This window comes from Nannocystis bainbridge (assembly GCF_028368995.1).
Lineage (GTDB): Bacteria > Myxococcota_A > Polyangia > Nannocystales > Nannocystaceae > Nannocystis > Nannocystis bainbridge.
On record NZ_JAQNDL010000001.1, the window covers coordinates 2,963,672 to 2,984,154 of the forward strand.

Sequence of the window (20,483 nt, forward strand, 5' to 3'; positions counted from 1 at the left end):
CCCTGACCGAGTGCCGCTCCTCGCTCAGGCACCGGCAGGCCAGCCCGGCGCGGGCCCCGGCGAGCCCACAAGCTCCACGGGCTGCTCACGCGCGCGGAGGCGCAGAAGCTCGCGCCCTGGCCATGATCCTCGGCGGCGGCGACGCGTGATGACGCAGGCAGGAGGGCGCCTCACGCACGAGGCTGCCGCGCACGACCCTTGCATCACCGCCCGCATGCGCACCAGCGGCCTCCTCCTGGCCTTGTTCATCCTGCCGCAGTGCGGCCCCGGAAAGCCCCAGCCAGGCGATACCGACACCGCTGTCACGGAGACCGACAGCGGCGTCAGCACCACCACCGGCACCACCGGCACCACCAGCACCACCGGCAGCTCGACGAGCGGCCCCGCCACGACGGCCGGCAGCGGCTGCGCCGCCCTCGACCAGGGCAACGTGTGGGTCTGCGACTGTACGACCCTGTTCGGCCCGTGGAAGCCGTTCAACGACGCCTGCGGCCGCGACCAGACCATCCCCGTCGAATGGTCCGAGTGGCTGTGCGAGACCTACGCCGCCGACGACCTGTTCGACACCACGGCGACCACCGGCGACGAGGACCCGTCCGACACGACGGCGGGGACCGACCCGACCGAGCCGCGCACCGACCCGACGACCGGCCCCGCGACCACCACCGGCGACGGCGACGATCCTCCGCTCGGCTGCAAATGCACCTGCGAGGTCACGCCCGAGTGCTGCGACGACTCTCTACCGTGACGATTCGCGCGGCGACGACATGTCTTAAAAGACAGGTACCCTCGCGTGCTGCGACGGCTCTCTGCCGTGACGATTCGCGCGGCGCGCTCGTCACCGCGGAGACCCGCCGCGTCAGCTTCACGTCCGATTGAAGCCCGCGAGGACTCAAGCCCGCGGGAGACTCAAGCCCGCGCGAGAACTCAAGCCCGCGCGAGGGCAAAGCCCCTCGCGCGTCACTGCGAGGCTCAGCGGCCGCGCAGGTTGCCGGCGACGAAGTCCCAGTTGACCAGGTGGTCGAGGAACGTGTCGATGTACTTCGGCCGCGCGTTGCGGAAGTCGATGTAGTACGCGTGCTCCCACACGTCGATCGTCAGCAGCGCCGTCTGGCCGTGCTTGAGCGGCAGGTCGGCGTTGCCGGTCTTGGTCACCGAGAGCTTGCCGTCGGCGAGGACCAGCCAGGCCCAGCCGGACCCGAACTGCGTCGTCGCGGCGTTGGCGAACTCCTCGCGGAACTTCTCGAACGAGCCGAAATCGCGGTCGATCGCCGCCGCCAGCTCGCCGGTCGGTCGCCCGCCGCCGTTCGGCTTCATCGAGTGCCAGTAGAACGTGTGGTTCCAGACCTGGGCCGCGTTGTTGAACACGCCGCCGTCGCTGCGCAGGATGACCTCTTCGAGCGGCAGCTCCGCCTCGGGCTTGCCGGCGAGCAGCTTGTTCAGGTTGTTCACGTACGCGGCGTGGTGCTTGTCGTGGTGGAACTCGAGCGTCTCGGCGCTGATGTGGGGCGCGAGCGCGTCCTTGGCGTAGGGGAGTTCGGGAAGTGTGAACGGCATGGAGATCCTCGGGGTGCGGAAGCACGAGGTCCGCAGGGGGGCGGACGGGCGCCTCGGGTGGGAGCGTTGCCTTACCAGATCCTCGGCCACATGCGGGCACCCGCGCCAACATATTGGCAGAATGCCAATCTTTTGGCACGGCAGCGAGCTCGTCCGGTGGGGCCCGCAGGCCGCGCAGGTCCAGGCTGACTCTTGGGACAGCTACATCGATTGACACGGCGACGCATGCTCACTGTCACGATCCGTCCCCGTCGATCCGCGGACGCGACGCTTCGACGACCGGCGACGCTTCGCTTCCCGGCCCAGCCGGAGATCTTTCAACGCCCCATCCTCTTCTCCTTTCGAACCAGAGGTCGCCCGTACGAGCTGCCGCCGCCTCGTCGCCCGCGCGGGTGCGAGCGCCCGTCGGTCGCGCCGCGAGCGCGCGCACGGCCTCTGCGGCTCCGCGCGCGCCCTCGCTCCCCGCGGGCCCTGTGTTTTCGCGTACCTTCGACTGGCGTCACCATGTCTGCCCCGACCGCCGCCACCACCGCTTCCGACTATCAGCGCGACGACGACGGCCGGGGCTTGCTCGGCGCCATGCGGGCGCGCTTCGCCGCTGCCACTGCCGGCGGCGGGCCGCTGTTCACCAGCGCCGCCGGCGATCTGTGGCCCGTCTTCCTCGCCGCCGTGCCCGAGCACCTACGCCAGTGGCACGATTGCGCCGCCTGCCGCCGGTTCTTCGAGCGGCACGGCGCGCTCGTCCGCGTCGGCGAGGACGGCGAGCTCGTGTCGGTGCTGTGGGCTCCGCAGGACGTGCCTGCGCCCTACGTCGCCGCCGTCAAGGCGCTCGCCGACGCCGTCACGCGCGCCCCGATCGACGGCGTGTTCCTGTCGTCGCGGCCGCAATGGGGCCAGCCGCAGACCGGCGATTGGTGGCACCTCTCGCTCGAGCCCGCGAAGGCGCAGCTGTTCCCCGCCTCGCCGGTGCGCACCGCCTCGCAGGCGGCCGCCGACCGACGCGTCGATCGCGAGACCCTCTTGCGCGGCCTCGCCGAGTTCCCGCTCGACCTCGTGCGCCAGGCCCACGCGCTGCTCACCACCGACAAGCTCTACCGCTCCGAGGCGTGCATCAGCGTCGCCGCGTGGCTGCTCGCGCTGCACGAGCGGCTGGCCGCGACCGCCAACCAGCGCGTGCGCGACAACCTCGTGTGGCATGCCGTGGACGCCGCGCCCGTCGGGTTCGCGCGCGTGCGCAGCACCATGATCGGCACCTTGCTCGAGGACCTCGCCGCCGGGCTCGCCTTCGACGCGGTCAAGGCCCGCTTCGACGCCAAGATGCACCCGCTCGCCTATCAGCGGCCGACCGCGGCGCCGAGCGCCGGCAACATCGCCCGCGCCGAGGAGATCGTGGCCAAGCTCGGGGCCGCGGGCGCGCTCGAGCGGCGCTTCGCTCGCCTCGCCGACATCGTCCCGCTGTGGACGCCGGCCGCGGAGAAGCCCGCGCGCGAGGAGCGGGGCGTGTTCTCCCACCTGCGGCAGCGGGCCTCCGCGACCACCTGGCACGACGTCCCGCCGACCGTGATGACGTGGGACAAGTTCATGCGCACCGTCCTGCCGGGCGCCGAGGGCCTCGAGTTCCTGGTCCCCGACCGCAACGACTCGTACCTCGGGCTCGTCACCGCCAAGAACCCCGACGCCCCGCCGATCGTGCAGTGGGACCGCGAGGACGCGCGCAACCCGGTCACCTGGTACCTCTACGTCGACGGCTCGCAGCCGGCGCGGTGGAACCTCAAGCCCGGTCAATTCCATCCGGTCACTGCCGTCACCTATCAACCCTCGATGTGGGGCGACGCGGCCAAGTTCCCGCACCACGGGCAGAAGGTCATCTTCCTGCTCAAGGGCGCCAGGGACCTCGAGTACACCGGCGGCGCCGGCTTCTTCCCCTCGTTCCTCAAGAGCGAGTACCACGAGATCCGCAGCACCCTCGAGGCTTACGCCAGGGGCGCCGTCGTCGACGGCAAGGACGACGCCGAGGCGTGCGGGATCTGCCTGCAAAAGGGCACCACCTGGGACTACACCTTCCGCGTCAGCGGCAAGGGCGGCGTGCGCCTCGTCTACAAGCTCGACCGCTGGGATTGACAGCAGGCGCGAAAACGCTCAAACCCTCGTGGTGGCACGCGGCGGGCCTGTCGAGTACGGTGAGGTCTGCATGCGCACCCTGGCCCTCGGCGCCGCGCTCCTGTGCGGCGCCGCCTGCATCCCCTTCGAGCCGTACTGGCTGATTCAGGACGCGAGGGTGCTCGGCACGCGCATGACCGTCGTCGAGCCCGGCGGTTACTCGACCCTCGTGCAGGTCCCGTACGGCCAGCGCCGCGCCAGCGGCCTGCCGCTCGACACCGTCGAGCTCGAGTGGATGGTCGCCGCGGTCGACGACGACGAGGTGCAGCCGCCGATCTGGCTGGCGTGCACCTGGCCCAACTGCATCGACGATTACTACCGGACCGGTCACGCCCTCTACGACTGCCCGCACCCGCTGCCGCTCGACATCCGCTGGGCGTGTCGGCTCGGCGAGGGCCACACGGTCCGCGTCGGCTTCGCCGGCGCCTTCGGCCTCCAGTCCGGCTTCGCCTACGGCGGCCTGTCGGTGATGGCGATCGGCAGCCGCACCCCCGAGGTCGCGTCCGCGGCTTGCCTCGAGCGCTACGGCGCCGACCCACACGCCGGCCTCGAGAAGTGCCTCATCGCGCGCGACATCCACGTGCTCGGGCCGCTGTGGGCGGTGTTGCCGTTCGCGCCGGAGCTCGGCGAGCTGCCGCTCGAGATCTTCGGCCAGGAGCCCGACACGCACCCTGACATCGTCGGTTTTCGCGTCACGCGCGAGCGCGGCCCCGAGCGCCTGGAGCTCCTCGTCGAGCTCGACGACACCGTGAGCGTGGAGCCGGGTGAGCACATCACGGTGTTGCCGCTGGTGATCGGCGGCGCGCAGGAGTACAGCGATTTCTTCGACGGAGACACCGACGGCCCGGCCGAGCCGGAGCTGCACCCGGGGTACGAGTTCATCTCCACCCGGGTGCAGCTGACCGCGCTCGTCGACGAGTTCGCGGCCCCCGAAGATTTCTCGTACGAGGCGGCCATCGAATGGCTGGTGCCGGAGCACCCCGAGCCGATGACGATGTTCGTATCGACCCGTGACAATCGGGCCGGCCGCGGCTTCGCCCGGCTGCACTTCGTCAGCGACGACCGATGATCGCGGCGGCCCTCCTCGTCGTCCTCGCCGCGGCCCCCGCGGCCGCGAGCGCCACGCCGGCGCCGGCCGAGCGCGCCGCGCGAACGACCGTGCAGGGCAGCCTGCGCAGCGCCGGCGAGCGCACGCCGGTGGTCGGCGCCAAGGTCTTCGCCACCGCCCGCCGCGGCCCGGCGTGGACCCGCGAGGCCGTCTCGGGCGAGGATGGCCGGTTCATCCTCACCGACCTGCCGGCTCCGGACTTCATCCTCACCGTCGTCGCCGCCGAGCATCAGCGGCTCGAGCAGCCGACGACCGCCCCGTTCTGGCGCCGGCGCAAGCCGCCGGTCATCTACCTGCAACCGGTCGGCACCGGCAGCTATCGCACGATCGTCCAGCAGGAGCGCACCGCCCGTCCGAGCCCGTTCAGCGCCCGCCTCTCGCCCGACGAGATCCAGGGCCTGCCGGGCAGCCAGGGCGACCCGCTGCGCGCGCTGCAGAACCTGCCCGGAGTGGCGCGCGCCCCCGGCGGCCTCGGCCTGCTGGTCCTGCGCGGCGCCACCCCCAATCAATCACAGGTGTTCTTCGGCGAGCACCCGCTGCCGCGCGCCTTCCACGTGCCCGGCCTCGCCAGCGTGGTCCAGACCGGCGTGCTGCAGGACTTGCAGTACGTCCCCGGCAACTTCTCGACTCACTACGGCAACGCCGTCGGCGGCGTCGTCACCATGACCCCGCGGGTCGGCCGACGCGACGGCCTGCACGGCCACGCCAAGCTCGACATCACCTCGGCCGGCGCGCTGGTCGAGGGCGCGCTCGGCAAGGGCTCGTTCTTGATGGCGGCCCAGCGCGGCTACCTCGACCTCGTGCTCAAGGCCCTGCCCTCGGACGTGCGCGGCGAGCAGTTCATCCGCCCGCGCTACAACGATTACCAGCTGATCTTCGACCACCCGGTCGGCCAGGGCGCCACCCTCACCGCGCGGGTCCTCGGCGCCACCGACACCATCGAGTACCCCGACACGACCTACAGCGCCGGCTCGAACTTCGCCCTGCGCGCCGGCTTCCACCGCTTCGACCTCGCCTACCGCAAGCGCCACGGCACCTGGGACTTCCTGCTCGCGCCAGCGGCCCGCCTCGACCGCACCGTCTACGAGAGCAGCCAGCTGTACCGCCGCCGCAGCGACGTCGTCGGCCTGCTGCGCGCCGAGCTGACGGCCCGCCCGTCGCGCCGGTTCCACGTCACGCTCGGCGTCGACACCCAGGTCGATCGCTTCATCACCCGCATGCGCCTCGCCGAGCCTTCGACCGGCGGGCCGGCGGCGCCCCCCGGCGACGAGACTCCCGACACCGCCAATCGCGGCGTCGTCTCGACCAGCGGCCTCTACGTGTCGTCGATGATCGGCGGCGGCCGCTTCACCCTGTTCCCCGGCGTGCGCGTCAACGCGTTCACCGCCCCCGACAGCGCCGCCTTCGCCGTCGACCCGCGGGTGCTGGCCCGCGTGGTCGCGCACGAGCGGGTGATCTTGCAGTTCGGCGCCGGGCTCTACTCGCAGGCCAGCCAGCGGAAGATCGAGCAGACCTCGGGCTTCATCTCCAACTCGCAGAACCCGTACGGCGGCACCACCTCGATCGCCGGCTTCGGCCCGCTGGTGCTGCCGGGCGCGCTGCGCTACCTCGACGCGCGGCTCGAGTTCGACCCGCGCGGCCGCGTCGGCGCCGCGCGGGCCGTCCAGCTCAGCGCCAACGTGCACGTCGACATCACCCGCACCCTGACCTTCGACAGCACGGTCTTCTACCGCCGCGTGCGCGACAACCTGCCGCTGCTGCTCGACAGCCCGAGCCTGCCCGACGCCGGCACCCAGACCTGGGGCATCGAGGCGATGCTGCGCCACGACCTCACCGCGCGGCTGTTCGGGTGGGTCGCCTACACCTTCATGGTCTCGAAGCTCGGCTACGCCACCTGGGACGTCGTGCGGCCCAATTTGCCGGCCGACTTCGACCAGCGGCACAACCTCGTCCTGCTGCTCGGCTACAAGCTGCCGCGGCGGTGGTCGATCGCCGGCCGCTTCCGCGTCGTCACCGGCCTGCCGTACACCCCGCGGGTCGGCGCGCAGCTCGAGCAGGGCCAGTGGACCCGCCCGCTCGACGGCCCGGTCAACAGCGCCCGCCTGCCGGTGTTCCACCAGCTCGACATCCGCATCGATCGCACGTGGGTCTACAAGCGGTCGATGGTGGCGGCCTACCTCGACGTGCAGAACCTCTACAACCGCCAGAACCCCGAGGGCGTGCTCTACAACTACGACTACTCCGACCAGCGCGCGGTCGTCGGCGTGCCGATCTTGCCGGTGCTCGGGGTGCGCGTGACGTACTGAGCGCGGCGGGCTCGACCGTGCCGCGTCATCGCGTGTCGGTCCCGTGACCGGCGCGTGACGTGGTTTCGGCGCGGCGCTAAGCTCCCGCCCTCATGACCGACGAGAAGGACCCCCCGGCGGTGCTGCAGGCCCGCCTCGCCAACGAGCGCACCCTGCTCGCGTGGCTGCGCACGGCGGTCGCGCTGATGGGCTTCGGCCTCATGGTCGCGCGGCTCGGCGTGTTCCTCGACACCCTCGCCATGACCTCGCACGAGCACCTGCGGGCCGCCGGTCAGTCGCGCTGGACCGGGGCCGCCCTGCTCATCACCGGCAGCACCGTCGCCATCATCGGCTCCCACCGCGTCCGCGCCTACGCCCGCGTCATCGACCCCAAGAGCAGCCCGCCCGGCGACCGCGGGCTCTACTTCACCGCCGCGCTCGTCATCCTGCTGGGCGTCGGCCTCGCCACCTTCGTGGTCGTCATGTACTGAAACCGGCATGTCCTGGAGGACATGCCGGTTCGAACATGCTCCGGGGAGCATGTCCCTCAGAACATGTCGCGCATCCAGCCGACGAAGCGCTTGCCGATGCCCGGGCGGCGCTCGCCGCGGGGCTGATGGATCTCATTGACCGCCGCCATCGGCTGGTGGGCCGCGCCGTACAGCACCAGGCCGACGCCGGTCGAGAACTTCGGGTCCTGGATCACCTGGGCGAACCCGCCCTCGGTGAGCGACGGCTGGCCGCGGCCGAAGCTGGCCCCGTGGACCGGCATCCCGCGGCGGACCGGCATCTGGAACACGTCCTCGACGATCTCCGTCATGCCCTCCATCTGCGACCCGCCGCCGGTGAGGACGATGCCCGAGCCGGCCATCTCCATCATCCCGGACTTCAGCAGCTCCTCCTGCGCCATCAGCAGGATCTCCTCGACGCGCGGCTCGATCACCTCGCCGAGGAAGCGGCGGGGGAACGCCCGCGGCGGGCGCGGACCGACGCCCGCCACCTCGACCACCGCGTCGCCCTCGATCATGCTGACGAGCGCGCAGCCGTGGCGGCGCTTGATCGCCTCGGCCTCGGCCACGCTGGTGTGCAGCCCGTGGGCCACGTCCTGGGTGATGCGGTGGCCGCCCATGACGATGACCGAGGTGAACACGTTGGTGCCCTCGGAGTAGATCGTCAGGTCGGTGGTGCCGCCGCCGATGTCGATGAGCACCACGCCGAGCTCGCGCTCGTCCTCGTGGAGCACGCTGATCGCCGAGGCCAGCGGCTGCAGCACGACCTCGACGACGTCGAGGCCGGCGCGGTTGCAGCACTTGATGATGTTCTGGACGCTGGTGGTCGCGGCGGTGATGACGTGGGCGCGGGCCTCCATGCGCACGCCGCTCATGCCGATCGGGTCCTTGATCTGGCCCTGGCCGTCGATCATGTACTCGAGCGGCAGGGTGTGGATGATCTGGCGGTCGAGCGGGATGTTGACCGCCTTGGCCTGCTCGAGCACCCGCGCGACGTCGGCCTCGGTGACCTCGCGGTTGCGCATGCTGACCTGGCCGAGGCTGCTAAAGCCGCGGATGTGACCGCCGGCGATGCCGACGAACACCGACTGGACCTCGACGGCCGCCATCTGCTCGGCCTCCTGGATCGCCTGGGCGATGCTGTTGGTGGTCGCCTCGATGTTGACCACCACGCCCTGGCGCAGGCCCTCCGACGGACAGGTCCCGACGCCGATGATGTCGATGCCGCTCTCGGTCACCTCGCCGATGATCGCGGCGACCTTGGTCGTGCCGATGTCGAGTCCGACGATCACTTCTCCGACTTCTGCCATGGCTACGTTCCTAGTCGTACTTCGGGATGCCAGAAGCAAATTTGTTGCCGGAGGCGGCCTTCTTCTTCTTCTTGCTCTTGGACTTGGTCGGGCCGCTCGGCTGATTCGCCGCCGGCGCCTGAGCGGCTGACTCTTGGGTCATGTCCTTCGGGGCAGGCTTGGCGCCGGCGCCGCGGGCCAGCACCGCCGCCTCGGCGGCCGGGTCGAGGAAGCTGGCGACCACGCGCTCGGGCGTGCCGGGGGTCGCGTCGAGGTCGAGGTGGACCACCGCCAGCTGCTCGGCCCGCTCGCCGAGCGCCGCGCGCAGGGCGTCGAAGCGGGCCAGCTTGCCGGCGACGTCGCCGCGGCCGAGCCGCAGCGCCGCGCCGGTCTTGGCGGTGTAGAGCGCGACCGCCCCGCCCTCGTCGACGTGGACCTCCGACAGCCGCGGCCGCGGTGTCTCCTGGTAGGTCGTCAACGCCGCCAGCCCGCGGCGGATCGCCGTCTGCGCCCGCGCGTCACCGGCCACCAGCTGCTCGCGGTCGACCCCGGTGATCACCGGCAGCTCGCCGCGCTCGCCGTCCTCGAGCCGCTTGAACGGCACCCCGTCGCGGTCGATCAGGTAGAAATAGCCCGACAGCAGCGCCGCCGCGGCCTCGTGTTCCTCGACCTCGACGATCAGCGTGTCGGGCAGCGAGCGCTGGACGCTGGCGCGCTTGACCCACGGCTCGGCGGCGATCTTGGCCTGCAGCGCGTCGGTGTCGACGGCCAGGATGTTGGTGCCGGGCTCGAGCCCGAGCAGCGCCTGCAACCTGTCCACCGGGACATGTGGCGTCGCCTGGTAGACCAGCGACTTGGCCTCGAAGCGGGCCGAGGTGGTCACGTATTGGTAGCTGGTCTGGACCGCCAGCAGCACGCCCCACGCCAGGGTCACGGCGATCGCCAGGCGAGCGGCGAGGCTGAGCAGCCGCCGCCCGCGCGCGCCGACCCGCGGCACCGCGGCGACCATCGACCGCAGGCCCATGCGCGGCACGTGCACCGCCGGCTTGGCCCCGGCCCGCGGCGCGTCGACGCGGCGATTGACCCGCTGCCCCGCCCGGCTGGTCGTCACCGCCGGCTTGCGCGCGACCGGAGCCGCCGCTGGCACGGGCCGCGGCCGCGCCTGCTGGACCCGCCGGTTCTGCTTGCGCGCCGTCGCGGCGTTCGCGCGAGGGTTGTTTTGGAAGAGACCCATGGCGAAGAGAGCGAGCCTGGCGACTATCAGGCGCTCCATGTGTGGGCAAGAAATCGGCGCCGTGTGGGACTGAACATCCGCGCAAGCGCGCGCCCAGGCCGCCTCGCGCGCGCGCACCCGCGCGAGCCACGACCTGGCGCGAAGGACAGGTTGATGCCCGCGCACAGGACATGTCCCTTCGGACAGGCAAGGCCTCAGCGCACTCGACCATTCACGCCCGCGATGACGCGTGCCCGAATCTCGTGACCGGACATCGTCACGCCTCGACGGCGTCGCGTCGCGACTCAGAACGACTGCGGCGCCTGAGCGCCGCTCGGCGGGCGGCGGAGCACGCCGTACACCGTGCCCGAGCCGGTGCTGATCGCGGCCTGGTTCGTCGCCGAGGTCATCACGGCGACCGCCTCGCCGCCCATCTTGCAGGCGCGGGGCCGGACGATCTGGCGGAACTTCTCGTCCATCGGGTCCATCGTCCCGACCTTGCCGATCGTCACATAACCGAGGATCTCCCACTCGCCGCCTGGCCGCATCTTCTGCATATCGGCCTGGACGAACTCGAGCGGACAATTCGCGTCGTGCGGCGGCGCAAAGATCATTCGTGTCTCGGAGATTTGGGAGCACGATACCGTGGCTGCAGCAAGAAGGATCGGGATCAAAGATCTACGCATCGCGGCCGAGGTTACAGAGCCCCGCGCAGTGATGTCAATGAACGCCGGGCCCACGCGACGCTCGGCGGTCCTTCGGCTTCCCGCAGGGGCAACTCCGCGGCCCTCCGCGTCACAGCGGGAAATCACCGAGCGTCGGCCGCTGCAACCAGTTGCGCTCGGGCCAGCCCGCGCCCTGCTCCGCCGCGTGCATCGTGAACGCCATGCGCGAGGTCGCCGAGTGGTTGTGCGAGCTGCGATGCGGCAGGTGATCGTCGAACACCACCACGGTACCCGCCGGCACCTCGAGCGCGACCGCCTCGTCGTCGGTCGGCCACGGCGACGGATCGAGCGTGCGCAGGGTGCCGACGCGGGCGCGCCAGTCGACCTCGTAGCGCTCGCGCAGCGGCGAGCGGTGGCCGCCGGGCTGGACGTAAAGGCAGCCGTTGTCGCGCCGCGCGTCCTCCAGCGCGATCCACAGGCCGGTGACACAAGCTGGCTCGCTGATCAGGTACGTCGCGTCCTGATGCCAGCGGACCTCGCCGCCGATGCGCGGCTGTTTGAAGATCAGCATCGTCTGCCACAGCACCGGCGCGACGTGGCCGACGTCGCGCAGGAGCGCGGCGAACTGCGGCAGGCGGCAGAACGCGGCGAACGCCGGCACCCGGTCGTGCAGCGCGTGGCCGATCTTGTTGACCGCCAGCCGCGGCGGGTAGCGCAGCTGGCCGCTGGCGTCGAGCGCGTCGGCCTCGAGGAAGCAGTGCACGCCCTCGGCCGAGGCGAAGAAGGCGTCGTCGCGGCCGGCGTCGCGATCCTTGGTGGTGAACACGGTGCGCTCGGCCGCGGGGTCGAAGCGATCGACGATCGCCAGCGCGGCCTCGCGGATCGACGCGAGGTCGGCGCTCTCGATCAGACGCGGCAGCACCAGGTAACCACGCGCTTCGAACTCGTCGATCTGCTCGGGGCTCAGCATCGTCTCAACTCCTGACCCGCCGCGAAGTCATGCCCACGGCATATCATCGGCCCGGCTCCTTGCCCGTAGCGATCGTCTTGGCGGCGGCGAAGATCTGCTGGCGCAGCCACAGATGGCCCGGGTCGTCCTGGTGGCGCTCGTGCCACACCTGGCGCACCGTGAAGCCCGGCACCGCCAGCGGCGGCGCCAGCGTGCGCAGGTCGAGGGCCGGGCCGAGGCGCCGCACCAGCCGCGCCGGCGTCGTCAGCACCAGGTCCGAGCTGGCGACGATCAGCGGCGCCGCCAGGAAATGCGGCACCACCAGCGCGATCTGCCGCGCGTGGCCGAGCTCGGCCAGCTGCCTGTCGACCGCGCTCTGCGACCCGCCGCGCACGCTGACCAGCACGTGGCGCAGCCGCAGGTAAGTCGCCAGGTCGATCGTGCGGCGGACCTCCGGGTGGCCCTTGCGGCACACCAGCACCATCTCCTCCGAGAACAGCGCCTGCTGCTGCAAGCCCGGGCTGGCCTCGAACACCACGCCGACGCCGACGGTGACCGCCCCGTTCTCGAGCGACGCCGCGAGGTCGCTGAGCTCGAGCGGGCGGACGCGCAGCTGCACCCCCGGCGCCGCCGCCGACACGCGGGCCAGCAGCGGCGGCAGCAGCACCGCCTCGATGTAGTCGGTGCTGGCGAGCACGAACTCGCGGCGGCTGGTGCCCGGGTCGAAGCGGGCCGGCCCGCTCAGCAGCGCGCCGACGTCGCGCAGGGCGGCCCGCAGCGGGACCAGCAGCTGTTCACCGCGGGCAGTCGGGATCATCCCGCCGCGGGTGCGGACCAGCAGCTCGTCGCCGAAGGTCGCGCGCAGGCGCGCCAGAGCGTGACTCGTGGCGGAGGCGGTGAGCCCCAGCCGCGCGCCCGCCCGCGTCACGCTGCGCTCGCTGAGCAGGGCCTCGAGCGCGACCAGCAGGTTGAGGTCCACGCCCTGTAGTTGCACGCCATGCATCCTATCATGAAAACGATGCGCTTGCTGCAACTCCGGGCGAGGCGCACGATGTCGGCCGAGGACGAGACATGAGCAAGCGAATCATCCTGATCACCGGGGCGAACAAGGGCATCGGCTTGGAGACGGCGCGGCAGCTGGCGCGCGAGGGCCACACCGTGATCGTCGCGGCGCGCGACGGGGCCAAGGCCGAGGGCGCGGTCGCCGAGCTCGCCCGCGACGGGCTCAAGGCCGAGGCCGTCACGCTCGACGTGACCGACGCGGCGTCGATCGCCCGCGCGGCCGAGCAGGTCGGGAGCCGCCACGGCAAGCTCGACACGCTGATCAACAACGCCGGCGTCGTCAACGAGCCGTGGGGCACCACCACCAGCCAGACCACGCTCGCGCAGTGGCGCGACACCTTCGAGGCCAACGTGTTCGGCCTGGTCGCGGTGACGCAGGCGTTCCTGCCGCTGGTCCGCAAGAGCGAGGCCGGCCGGATCGTCAACGTCAGCAGCATCCTCGGCTCGCTGACCCTCCACGCCGAGCCGTCGTCGCCGATCTACGACATGAAGTCGGTGGCCTACGACTCCTCGAAGTCGGCCGTCAACCAGTACACGATCCACCTGGCCCACGAGCTGCGCGACACCACCATCAAGGTCAACTCGGCCCACCCCGGGTGGGTCAAGACCGACCTCGGCGGGGAGCAGGCGCCGATGGAGGTCGAGGACGGCGCGAAGACCAGCGTGTGGCTGGCGACCCTGCCGGCCGACGGCCCGACCGGCGGCTTCTTCCACATGCACGACCGGCTGCCCTGGTAGGCTGGCTATCGGGACATGCTTGAAGGGACATGCCCAGGCGGGCATGTCCCTTCGGCAATTCCTGGACGGATGCTTGTGCGTGCTGCCGACCAGGGTCGCGAGCGCGATCCCGCTCGGCCGCGGTGAATGCGGTTTATCGCGAGGCGCGATAATTTTCTCGTGCTCCTCGGATCACGGGCCCTCGTCGAGGCACACAACCTACGTGACCCACCGCCCCGCCGAGCCTGACCGCGCTCCATCCACGTCGCTCTCCTCGGTGATGCGCGCGGCTCGGGACCGACTGCTCGACCGGCTCGACGCGCTCCCGCATGCCGCGGACGAGCCGGCTCCGGCAGCGTGGCAGGAGCACGAGGAACGCTACCAGTTCGGCGCGCCGTTCGCGGCCGGCGGGCTTGGCGTAATCCGCAGGGCTTACGATCGGCGACTCCGACGCGTCGTCGCTGTGAAAGAGCTGCGCAGCGGCGATCCCGCGGCCGCGCGTCGGTTCGAGCTCGAGGCAGCGATCACCGCCCGCCTCGAGCACCCGGCGATCGTACCGCTCTACGACGTCGGCCGGTCGGCCGACGGCGAGCCCTACTACTGCATGAAGCTGGTCGACGGTGATTCGCTTGAGCAGTTGCTCGGCGAACAGACGACGCTGGCCGGTCGTCTCGTGCTGCTCGAGCACCTGCTCACGGTCGCCGACGCGATCGCCTACGCGCACGACCACGGGGTGATTCACCGCGATCTCAAGCCTTCCAATATCCTGGTAGGAGCGCATGGTGAGACGGTGGTGATCGACTGGGGGCTGGCCAAGGATACCCGCGGCGAGGTGTCAGCCGAGCTCGTCGCCTCGCAGCAGACCGAAGCGCCGGAGGACGCCACGCTGACCGACGCTGGCACCATCGTCGGCACGCCTCGTTACATGCCGCCGGAGCAGGCCCGCGGCGAGAAGGTCGACGCCCGCAGCGACGTGTTCTCGCTCGGAGCGGTGCTTTTCCACCTGCTCGTCGGTCGCCCGCCCTTCGCCGGACTCGAGCGGCAAGCGGTGCTGCACCGCCTGGCCGACGACGCGCTCGAAGACCCCCGCCCGCTCGCCGCCGCCGCGCCGCTCGAGCTGTTGGCGGTCGTACAAAAGGCCATGTCTCCGCGGCCAGGCGACCGCTACCCGGGGGCGCAGGCGTTCGCGGCCGACCTCCGCCGCTTTCTCACCGGTCGGTTGGTCGACGCGCACCATTACCGGACCGACGAATTGCTGCGCCTGTGGCTGCGTCGCCATAGCGGCGCGGCGACGGTGGCCGCCCTGGCGCTGATCACCCTGGCCGCGACGACGCTGATGTACTTACGAGCGGTCGGCGAGCAGCGTGACCGGGCCGAACTGGCGCGCGCGGAGTCCGAACGTCGAGCCACCGGCGCCGCACTCGCGCAGGCCCGCGCGGCGCTCGGCGAAGATCTGGTGGAGTCGCTCGCGCTGCTGCGACCCCTCGACCTGGCCGCGCCGGCCGACCTCCGCAGCGCGCGTCTGATCGCCCTTGCCGCCGCGGCGCGAGGCGCTCCCGATCGCGTGCTGCGCGGGCACGTGCGATCGGTCGGGCACCTGGCCGCGCTCGCAGACGGCGGGCTGGTCAGCATCGACGGCGGCGGGGCGGTATGGCGATGGAACTTCGGGACAGGTTCCGGAAGACAGATCGTCGACCTCGCTTCGCACTCGGGGACCGTGATCGCAGCCGCCGAGGCGCCGGTGTGGGCGGCGCTGGCCGACGAGCGTGCGCTGGTGTTTCGCGGTGACGAGCCGCCGGAGCCGATCGAGCTCGCGCCGCTCGGGCAGATCAACTTCTCGAACCGGACGCACCGTTGGGAGCTTTCGCGCGGCGGCGAGACGCTGGCGGCCCTGCAGACCATCAACCGCGTCGAGGGGCGAGAGTTCGCGTCGGCATATCTGTGGGACCTGCGGCAGCAGCCCGCGCGTCGGGTCGAGCCGGCGCTCGCGGGCGTGTACGACGTGGTGATGAGCCCCGACGGGCAGACTCTAGCGCTCTTTGACCTCCTGCACGGTTCGCTGCTCCAGCGCGACGGTGCCACCACGCTGCTGCCCGAGCTCGGCGGCTGGCGGCGGTTCTCGCCGAAAGGCGACCTCCTGGTCGGCAGCAGCGGCTCGCTCGACCTCGCCTCCGGAACGCGCCGGGAGCACGAGGGCAGGCTGCTCGCGGTCACGCCTGACGACCGCGCCCTCGTGTTGCGGCCGTCCGGACGGACATGGGCCTCGCCGGAGGATCAGCGGCTCGCCCTGATCGACCTGCGGACCGGCACCGAAGTTTGGGAGACCGACTTGCAACCATCGCGCGAGCTCCGTGGTTCGCTGTGGGAACAGGGTGGCGGTCTCGTGACCACCCCGCGCGGTGATCGCTTCGCGCTGCGGTACCAACACAACTGGATCCTGGGGTCGATGACGACCGGCAAGGTGCTGCGGATCCTCGAGGTCGGCGACGCCACGCGCGCGACGTTCCTCGCCGACGGCAGCTTCGTCGCGGTCCACCATCACGACTTGTGGCTGTGGGATCCCGAGCCATTGTCTGGACCGATAGGCAGCACGTGGATCGCCGCCGCGCCCGATGGTCAGCACATATTGGTGACAGCGAGGGACGACGAACCCCTGCACGTCCTCGCTCGCGCCGACGCGAGCACCCGACCGCTCGGTTGCCCGGTCGACCCCGAGGCATGGAAGCGCCGCGCCTGGTTGACTGCCGTCGTGCTCGATGAGCGCGGACGCGTGCTGGCGCGGACCGCCGAGGGCGGGGCGTGCCTGCAGGACGAGACTGGCGCCACGCGCACCCTCGCGGTCGACGGCACGATCACGACGGTCGCTCTGTCGCGGCGCAGCGAAAGTTTCGCCGTCGGGCTCGAGGATGGGCGCGTCCTCCTCTACGGCCGTGCCGACGCCCCGCTGTCGCAATGGCAGCTCGTGGGGCCGCTGGAGCGGCTGTGGGCGCTGACGGGCGGCGCGGACCTCATCGCTGCGACCCGCGAGGGCCAGGTGTTCGCGCTGCGTTCAGGGCTGGCCGCGCCGCTGTCGCTGGGCACCCTGCGCGAGCCGCAGGAAGTCAGTGCGATCGCCGTCGCGTCGCACCCGACCAGCGCGACCGCGGTGCTCGGGCTACCGCGCGCCGATCGACTGCTGTTCTACGCCGGCGGCGAGATCACGTCCCGCCCGGCCGTCCTTCTGAAGCCGAACCTCGCGTACAGCCCGAGCGGCGCCCGGGCGGCGATCACCCTGGCCGACCGCCGCCTGCTGGTCGTGACCGGCGCGGACGATCCGGGCCGCGAGATCGCCCTGCCGGAAGGTCACGACATCGACCCGTGGCCGGCGAGGCTCTCCGGGACTCGCGCGCTGCAATTCGTCGACGAGGACACGATCGAGGCGTTCAGCGACTCGTCGTGGCGGGTCCGGGTCGACCTCGAGCTCGGCGAGGCCTTCGTGATCGAGCACGAGACCTCGCTCGGCTCGCTCGGCCTCGGGCTGCGAGCGCCCGATGCTGCCGAGCTGTTGCGCGAGCTAGGTGCCCGTTATGAAGTGATCGACCCTGTCCCGAGGGACAGGCTTGAATTCGCGGCGTGGCTCGCCGCGCGTACCCGCTGAGATCGAGCTCCTCGACAGCGCACGTGCGACCGCCAAGTCGCGCGCGGGCAGCCGTGGGCCGAGCGAGGATGAAAAGGAGTTGAATGACATGCAGCGAATGAATGGAGCATTGATGGTGTGGCTCATATCGGCGTGCGTCGATCGACCGATCGATCAGACCACGGAGACAGGCTCTTCAGGACAGGGCGGTTCGTCGAGCACGACGCACTCGACCGGTACGGGCGATCCACCGGTGCCGACGACCGGCGAGACGCCGCCTGTCGATCCGACGACCTCGAGCTCGGGCGAACCGCTCACGAGCTCGTCCACCGGCGACCCAGAACCGGCCTGCGGCGACGGTCACACGGACGCAGGGGAGATCTGCGACGACGGCAACGCGGTCGACGGCGACGGCTGCAACGTCGACTGCGACATCTCGGGACGACTCTTGTGGGAGCGGTTGTCGGGCGCGACCGGGCGCGACACCTACCACGACGTGGCCGCGCTCGCTGACGGCCGGATCTTCCTCGGTGGCGCCGTGCATCCGGCGGGCGGTACGCAAGATCGCTGGCTGCTCGGCCTCGACGCTTCGGGGACGCCGCAGTGGGAGCGCCGCCTCGACGCCGGCGACGCGATCGAGCGGATCCTGGCGGTCGCCGCCGACGAGGACGGAGTATACGCAGCCGGCTCGTTCACCGACGACGACGGCCACGACCTGTGGATCGGCCGCTTCACGCTCGAGGGCGGGGCTCTGTGGGAAGCGACGGTTAGCTCGGGCTTCGGCCCCGATCACGCGAGCGACCTGACACTGCTGCCGTCTGGCGGCGTGATCGCGGCCGGTCTCCTCGCCACTGACGAAGGGCCGTCGCTGTGGCTGCGCAGCTACTCGCCAGCGGGGCAAGTGCAGTGGACGCAGACCCTGACGCCCACGTCGACCGTCGAATACCCGCTCGGGCCAGGCCTTGTGGCCTCTCACGAGCAGATCGTCGCCGGCTTCGGCGACGCCGACGGCACTGCCCTCTTGATCGGCGCGTCACTCGTCGACGGCAAGCCCTCGTGGGTGCACACCGCGGCGAGCAATACCGCGATCTTCGGCGTCGCGCTCCTGGCCGACAGTGACGTCGCCACGACCGGCCGCCGGCTCGGCGAGGAGCTGTTCGTCGGTCGCCACGTCGTCGGCGGGGCGCAGACGTGGACCTCCAGCGCTTGTCTCGGATCGATGGGCCACGCGGTCGCCGTCGACGCACACGACGACATCGTGGTCGTCGGCGTCACCCACGCCGAACCAGACCGCGATGTGCGGCTCTGCAAGTTCTCGTCAGTCGGCGAACTCCGGTGGTCGCAAGCGATCGCAAGCGCGTTCGGCGACGACTCCGGGCACGCGCTGACGATCGTCGAGGGCGAGCAGATCCTCGTCGCTGGCGAGCGCGACATCGGCGGCGGACAGACCGACGGCTGGCTGGCTATGTTCGCGCCGTGACGACTCGCCGAATGCACCGAAGGACATGCTCCAAGGAGCATGTCCTTCGCGCCAGGCCCCGTGACAGCCCGCGAAACGCGAAAAGGGACATGCCCCAAAGAGCATGTCCCTCACCTCAGGCGCCGGGTGCTTCAGCGGATGAAGCCGTTCTCGTCGCGGCGGCGCAGGAACGCCGGGATCTCGCTCGGGTCGCTGCCGACGGCCGGGGGCTCGAGGCGCTGCGACTGGCGCAGGCCCTGCTGCTGCTGCGGGTGCACCGGCTGCTGCTGCTGCGGGTGAACCTGCTGCTGCGGGTGCACCTGCTGCTGCGGGTGCGCCTGCGGGGCGCTCGGCTGGCCGATCACGCCCGAGCGGCTCATGCTCGACGAGCTGGCCGAAGGGACAGGCACCGAGGTGGCGCGCTCGTGGATGCCGAGGCGGTCGGCCATCGACTGGCGCAGGCTGCTGGAGCTCTGCTGCGGCTGCGGCGCAGGCTGCTGCTGGACGGCCGCGAACATCGGGTTCTGCTGCAGGGGCTGCGCGCTCGGCATGCCGAACGGGACCTGGACCTGCGAGCGCCGCTTGCCCGGCGGGCTGGTCATGGTCGAGCGGATGACCTGCTCGAGCTCGTCCTCGGCCGGCGCGTGGCGGTCGAAGCCGGTGGCGATGACGGTGATGCGCAGCGCGTCGCCCATGTTGTGGTCGATGACGGCGCCGAAGATGATGTTGCAGTCCTCGTGGGCGGCCTCTTGAATGAGAGAGGCGGCCTCCTCGACCTCGTGGAGCTTGAGGTCGGGACCGGCGGTGATGTTGATGAGGATGCCCTGGGCGCCGTGGATCGTGACGTCCTCGAGCAGCGGCGAGCTGATCGCCTGCTGGGCGGCCGCGAGGGCGCGACCCTCGTCGTGGCCGATGCCCATGCCCATCAGCGCGCGGCCCTGGCCGGACATGATGGTGCGCACGTCGGCGAAGTCGACGTTGATGATGCCCGGCACGGTGATGAGGTCCGACACGCCCTGGGTGGCGTGCTGCAGCACCTCGTCGGCCAGACGGAAGCTGTCGAGCAGGCTGGTGTTCGAGCTGGTGACCTGCAGCAGGCGGTCGTTCGGGATCGTGATGAGGGTGTCGACGGCCTGCTCGAGCTTGTCGATGCCGGCGTCGGCGAACCGCAGGCGGCGCTTGCCCTCGAAGCGGAACGGCTTGGTGACGACGCCGACGGTCAGCGCGCCCATCTCACGGGCGATCTGCGCGATGATCGGCGCAGCTCCGGTGCCGGTCCCGCCGCCCATGCCCGCCGTCACGAACACCATGTCGGCGCCTCGCAGCGCCTCGGCGATCTCTTCGACGCTCTCGAGCGCGGCCTCGCGGCCCTTCTCCGGGTTGGCGCCCGCCCCGAGCCCGCGCGTGACGTCCTTGCCGAGCTGGATCACGGTCGGGGCCATGCTCTTCTCGAGCGCCTGCACGTCGGTGTTCGCCGTGTAGAACTCGACGCCCTCGACCTTGTTCGTGATCATCGTGTTGACGGCGTTGCCTCCTGCCCCGCCGACGCCGATGACCTTGATCTTCGCCTGTTGAACGATTTCCTCGAGTTCGAACTGCGCCATACTGCCTGCCCACTTTCCCGCCAGCCTGCTGGCCTGACGGTCATGTGCTTCGCTTCGCACTACGCAGTTATCCGAGCCGATCGCTCATTGCAAAAAATTTGTGTTCTTCACGAGGGCATGTAGTCGGGTGTAGGTCCGACTCACACTCTCGCAAACCGGGCCCTGGCAGCCGAGCGGCGGCGAATCCACGGCGACGATCCTCCCGCAGGGCGTACGGCCACCCTCGCGGGTCCGCGGCCGGTATGTCTCATGGGACAGGTTTTCCCTTCGAATCGTGCAGCCGGGCCCGC

Annotated in this window: 15 protein-coding genes; 8 read left to right on the forward strand and 7 right to left on the reverse strand. The window is 71.0% G+C overall.

Going from position 1 to position 20,483, the window contains the following annotated elements; all coding sequences use genetic code 11:
• Window positions 1-214: 214 nt before the first annotated feature.
• Window positions 215-748, forward strand: coding sequence for a hypothetical protein (locus tag POL25_RS11565; RefSeq protein ID WP_272086020.1), 534 nt, complete (start codon window positions 215-217; stop codon window positions 746-748).
• Window positions 749-972: 224 nt separating this feature from the next.
• On the opposite strand, the gene POL25_RS11570 is transcribed toward POL25_RS11565, so the two are convergent.
• A complete protein-coding gene (locus tag POL25_RS11570) occupies window positions 973-1,557 on the reverse strand; it encodes a superoxide dismutase (protein ID WP_272086021.1) in 585 nt (194 codons plus the stop codon).
• A 504-nt stretch (window positions 1,558-2,061) separates the two neighbouring features.
• Here POL25_RS11570 and POL25_RS11575 point away from each other — a divergent pair.
• From POL25_RS11575 to POL25_RS11590, 4 genes are all read left to right on the forward strand, one after another.
• On the forward strand, window positions 2,062-3,678 hold the full coding sequence (locus POL25_RS11575) for a DUF8224 domain-containing phage-derived protein (RefSeq protein ID WP_272086022.1): 1,617 nt from the start codon (window positions 2,062-2,064) through the stop codon (window positions 3,676-3,678).
• Between the two features lie 70 nt (window positions 3,679-3,748).
• Complete coding sequence (locus tag POL25_RS11580; RefSeq protein WP_272086023.1) at window positions 3,749-4,786, forward strand: hypothetical protein; 1,038 nt, start codon at window positions 3,749-3,751, stop codon at window positions 4,784-4,786.
• On the forward strand, window positions 4,783-7,131 hold the full coding sequence (locus POL25_RS11585) for a TonB-dependent receptor (RefSeq protein ID WP_272086024.1): 2,349 nt from the start codon (window positions 4,783-4,785) through the stop codon (window positions 7,129-7,131). Before POL25_RS11580 ends, POL25_RS11585 begins: the two co-directional genes overlap by 4 nt.
• Window positions 7,132-7,223: 92 nt before the next feature.
• Window positions 7,224-7,601: a YidH family protein gene (locus POL25_RS11590; protein ID WP_272086025.1), complete on the forward strand. Its 378-nt coding sequence runs from the start codon at window positions 7,224-7,226 to the stop codon at window positions 7,599-7,601.
• A gap of 56 nt (window positions 7,602-7,657) precedes the next feature.
• Here POL25_RS11590 and ftsA read toward each other — a convergent pair whose 3' ends face one another.
• The 5 genes from ftsA to POL25_RS11615 form a co-directional block, all read right to left on the reverse strand.
• Entirely contained in the window at window positions 7,658-8,929 is a 1,272-nt protein-coding gene (gene ftsA / locus POL25_RS11595) for a cell division protein FtsA (protein ID WP_272086026.1), read from the reverse strand.
• Window positions 8,930-8,939: 10 nt separating this feature from the next.
• The gene (locus POL25_RS11600; protein ID WP_272086027.1) at window positions 8,940-10,142 is read right to left on the reverse strand and encodes a cell division protein FtsQ/DivIB; all 1,203 of its coding nucleotides are present in this window, start codon (window positions 10,140-10,142) and stop codon (window positions 8,940-8,942) included.
• A gap of 284 nt (window positions 10,143-10,426) precedes the next feature.
• Window positions 10,427-10,735 carry a hypothetical protein gene (locus tag POL25_RS11605; RefSeq protein WP_272086028.1) on the reverse strand — a complete coding sequence of 103 codons (309 nt, stop codon included), beginning with the start codon at window positions 10,733-10,735 and terminating at the stop codon, window positions 10,427-10,429.
• Between the two features lie 181 nt (window positions 10,736-10,916).
• Window positions 10,917-11,756 (reverse strand): phytanoyl-CoA dioxygenase family protein, encoded by an 840-nt coding sequence (locus tag POL25_RS11610; RefSeq protein WP_272086029.1) that lies wholly within the window; start codon window positions 11,754-11,756, stop codon window positions 10,917-10,919.
• Between the two features lie 43 nt (window positions 11,757-11,799).
• Complete coding sequence (locus POL25_RS11615) at window positions 11,800-12,729, reverse strand: LysR family transcriptional regulator (protein ID WP_272086030.1); 930 nt, start codon at window positions 12,727-12,729, stop codon at window positions 11,800-11,802.
• A gap of 77 nt (window positions 12,730-12,806) precedes the next feature.
• Here POL25_RS11615 and POL25_RS11620 point away from each other — a divergent pair, with 77 nt between their 5' ends.
• The 3 genes from POL25_RS11620 (at window position 12,807) to POL25_RS11630 (ending at window position 18,610) form a co-directional block, all read left to right on the forward strand.
• Window positions 12,807-13,535 carry an SDR family oxidoreductase gene (locus POL25_RS11620; protein ID WP_272086031.1) on the forward strand — a complete coding sequence of 243 codons (729 nt, stop codon included), beginning with the start codon at window positions 12,807-12,809 and terminating at the stop codon, window positions 13,533-13,535.
• A 79-nt stretch (window positions 13,536-13,614) separates the two neighbouring features.
• On the forward strand, window positions 13,615-17,151 hold the full coding sequence (locus POL25_RS11625; RefSeq protein ID WP_272086032.1) for a WD40 repeat domain-containing serine/threonine protein kinase: 3,537 nt from the start codon (window positions 13,615-13,617) through the stop codon (window positions 17,149-17,151).
• Window positions 17,152-17,239: 88 nt separating this feature from the next.
• A complete protein-coding gene (locus tag POL25_RS11630; protein WP_272086033.1) occupies window positions 17,240-18,610 on the forward strand; it encodes a hypothetical protein in 1,371 nt (456 codons plus the stop codon).
• A gap of 131 nt (window positions 18,611-18,741) precedes the next feature.
• On the opposite strand, the gene ftsZ is transcribed toward POL25_RS11630, so the two are convergent.
• Window positions 18,742-20,193 (reverse strand): cell division protein FtsZ, encoded by a 1,452-nt coding sequence (gene ftsZ / locus POL25_RS11635; protein WP_272086034.1) that lies wholly within the window; start codon window positions 20,191-20,193, stop codon window positions 18,742-18,744.
• Window positions 20,194-20,483: the final 290 nt, after the last annotated feature.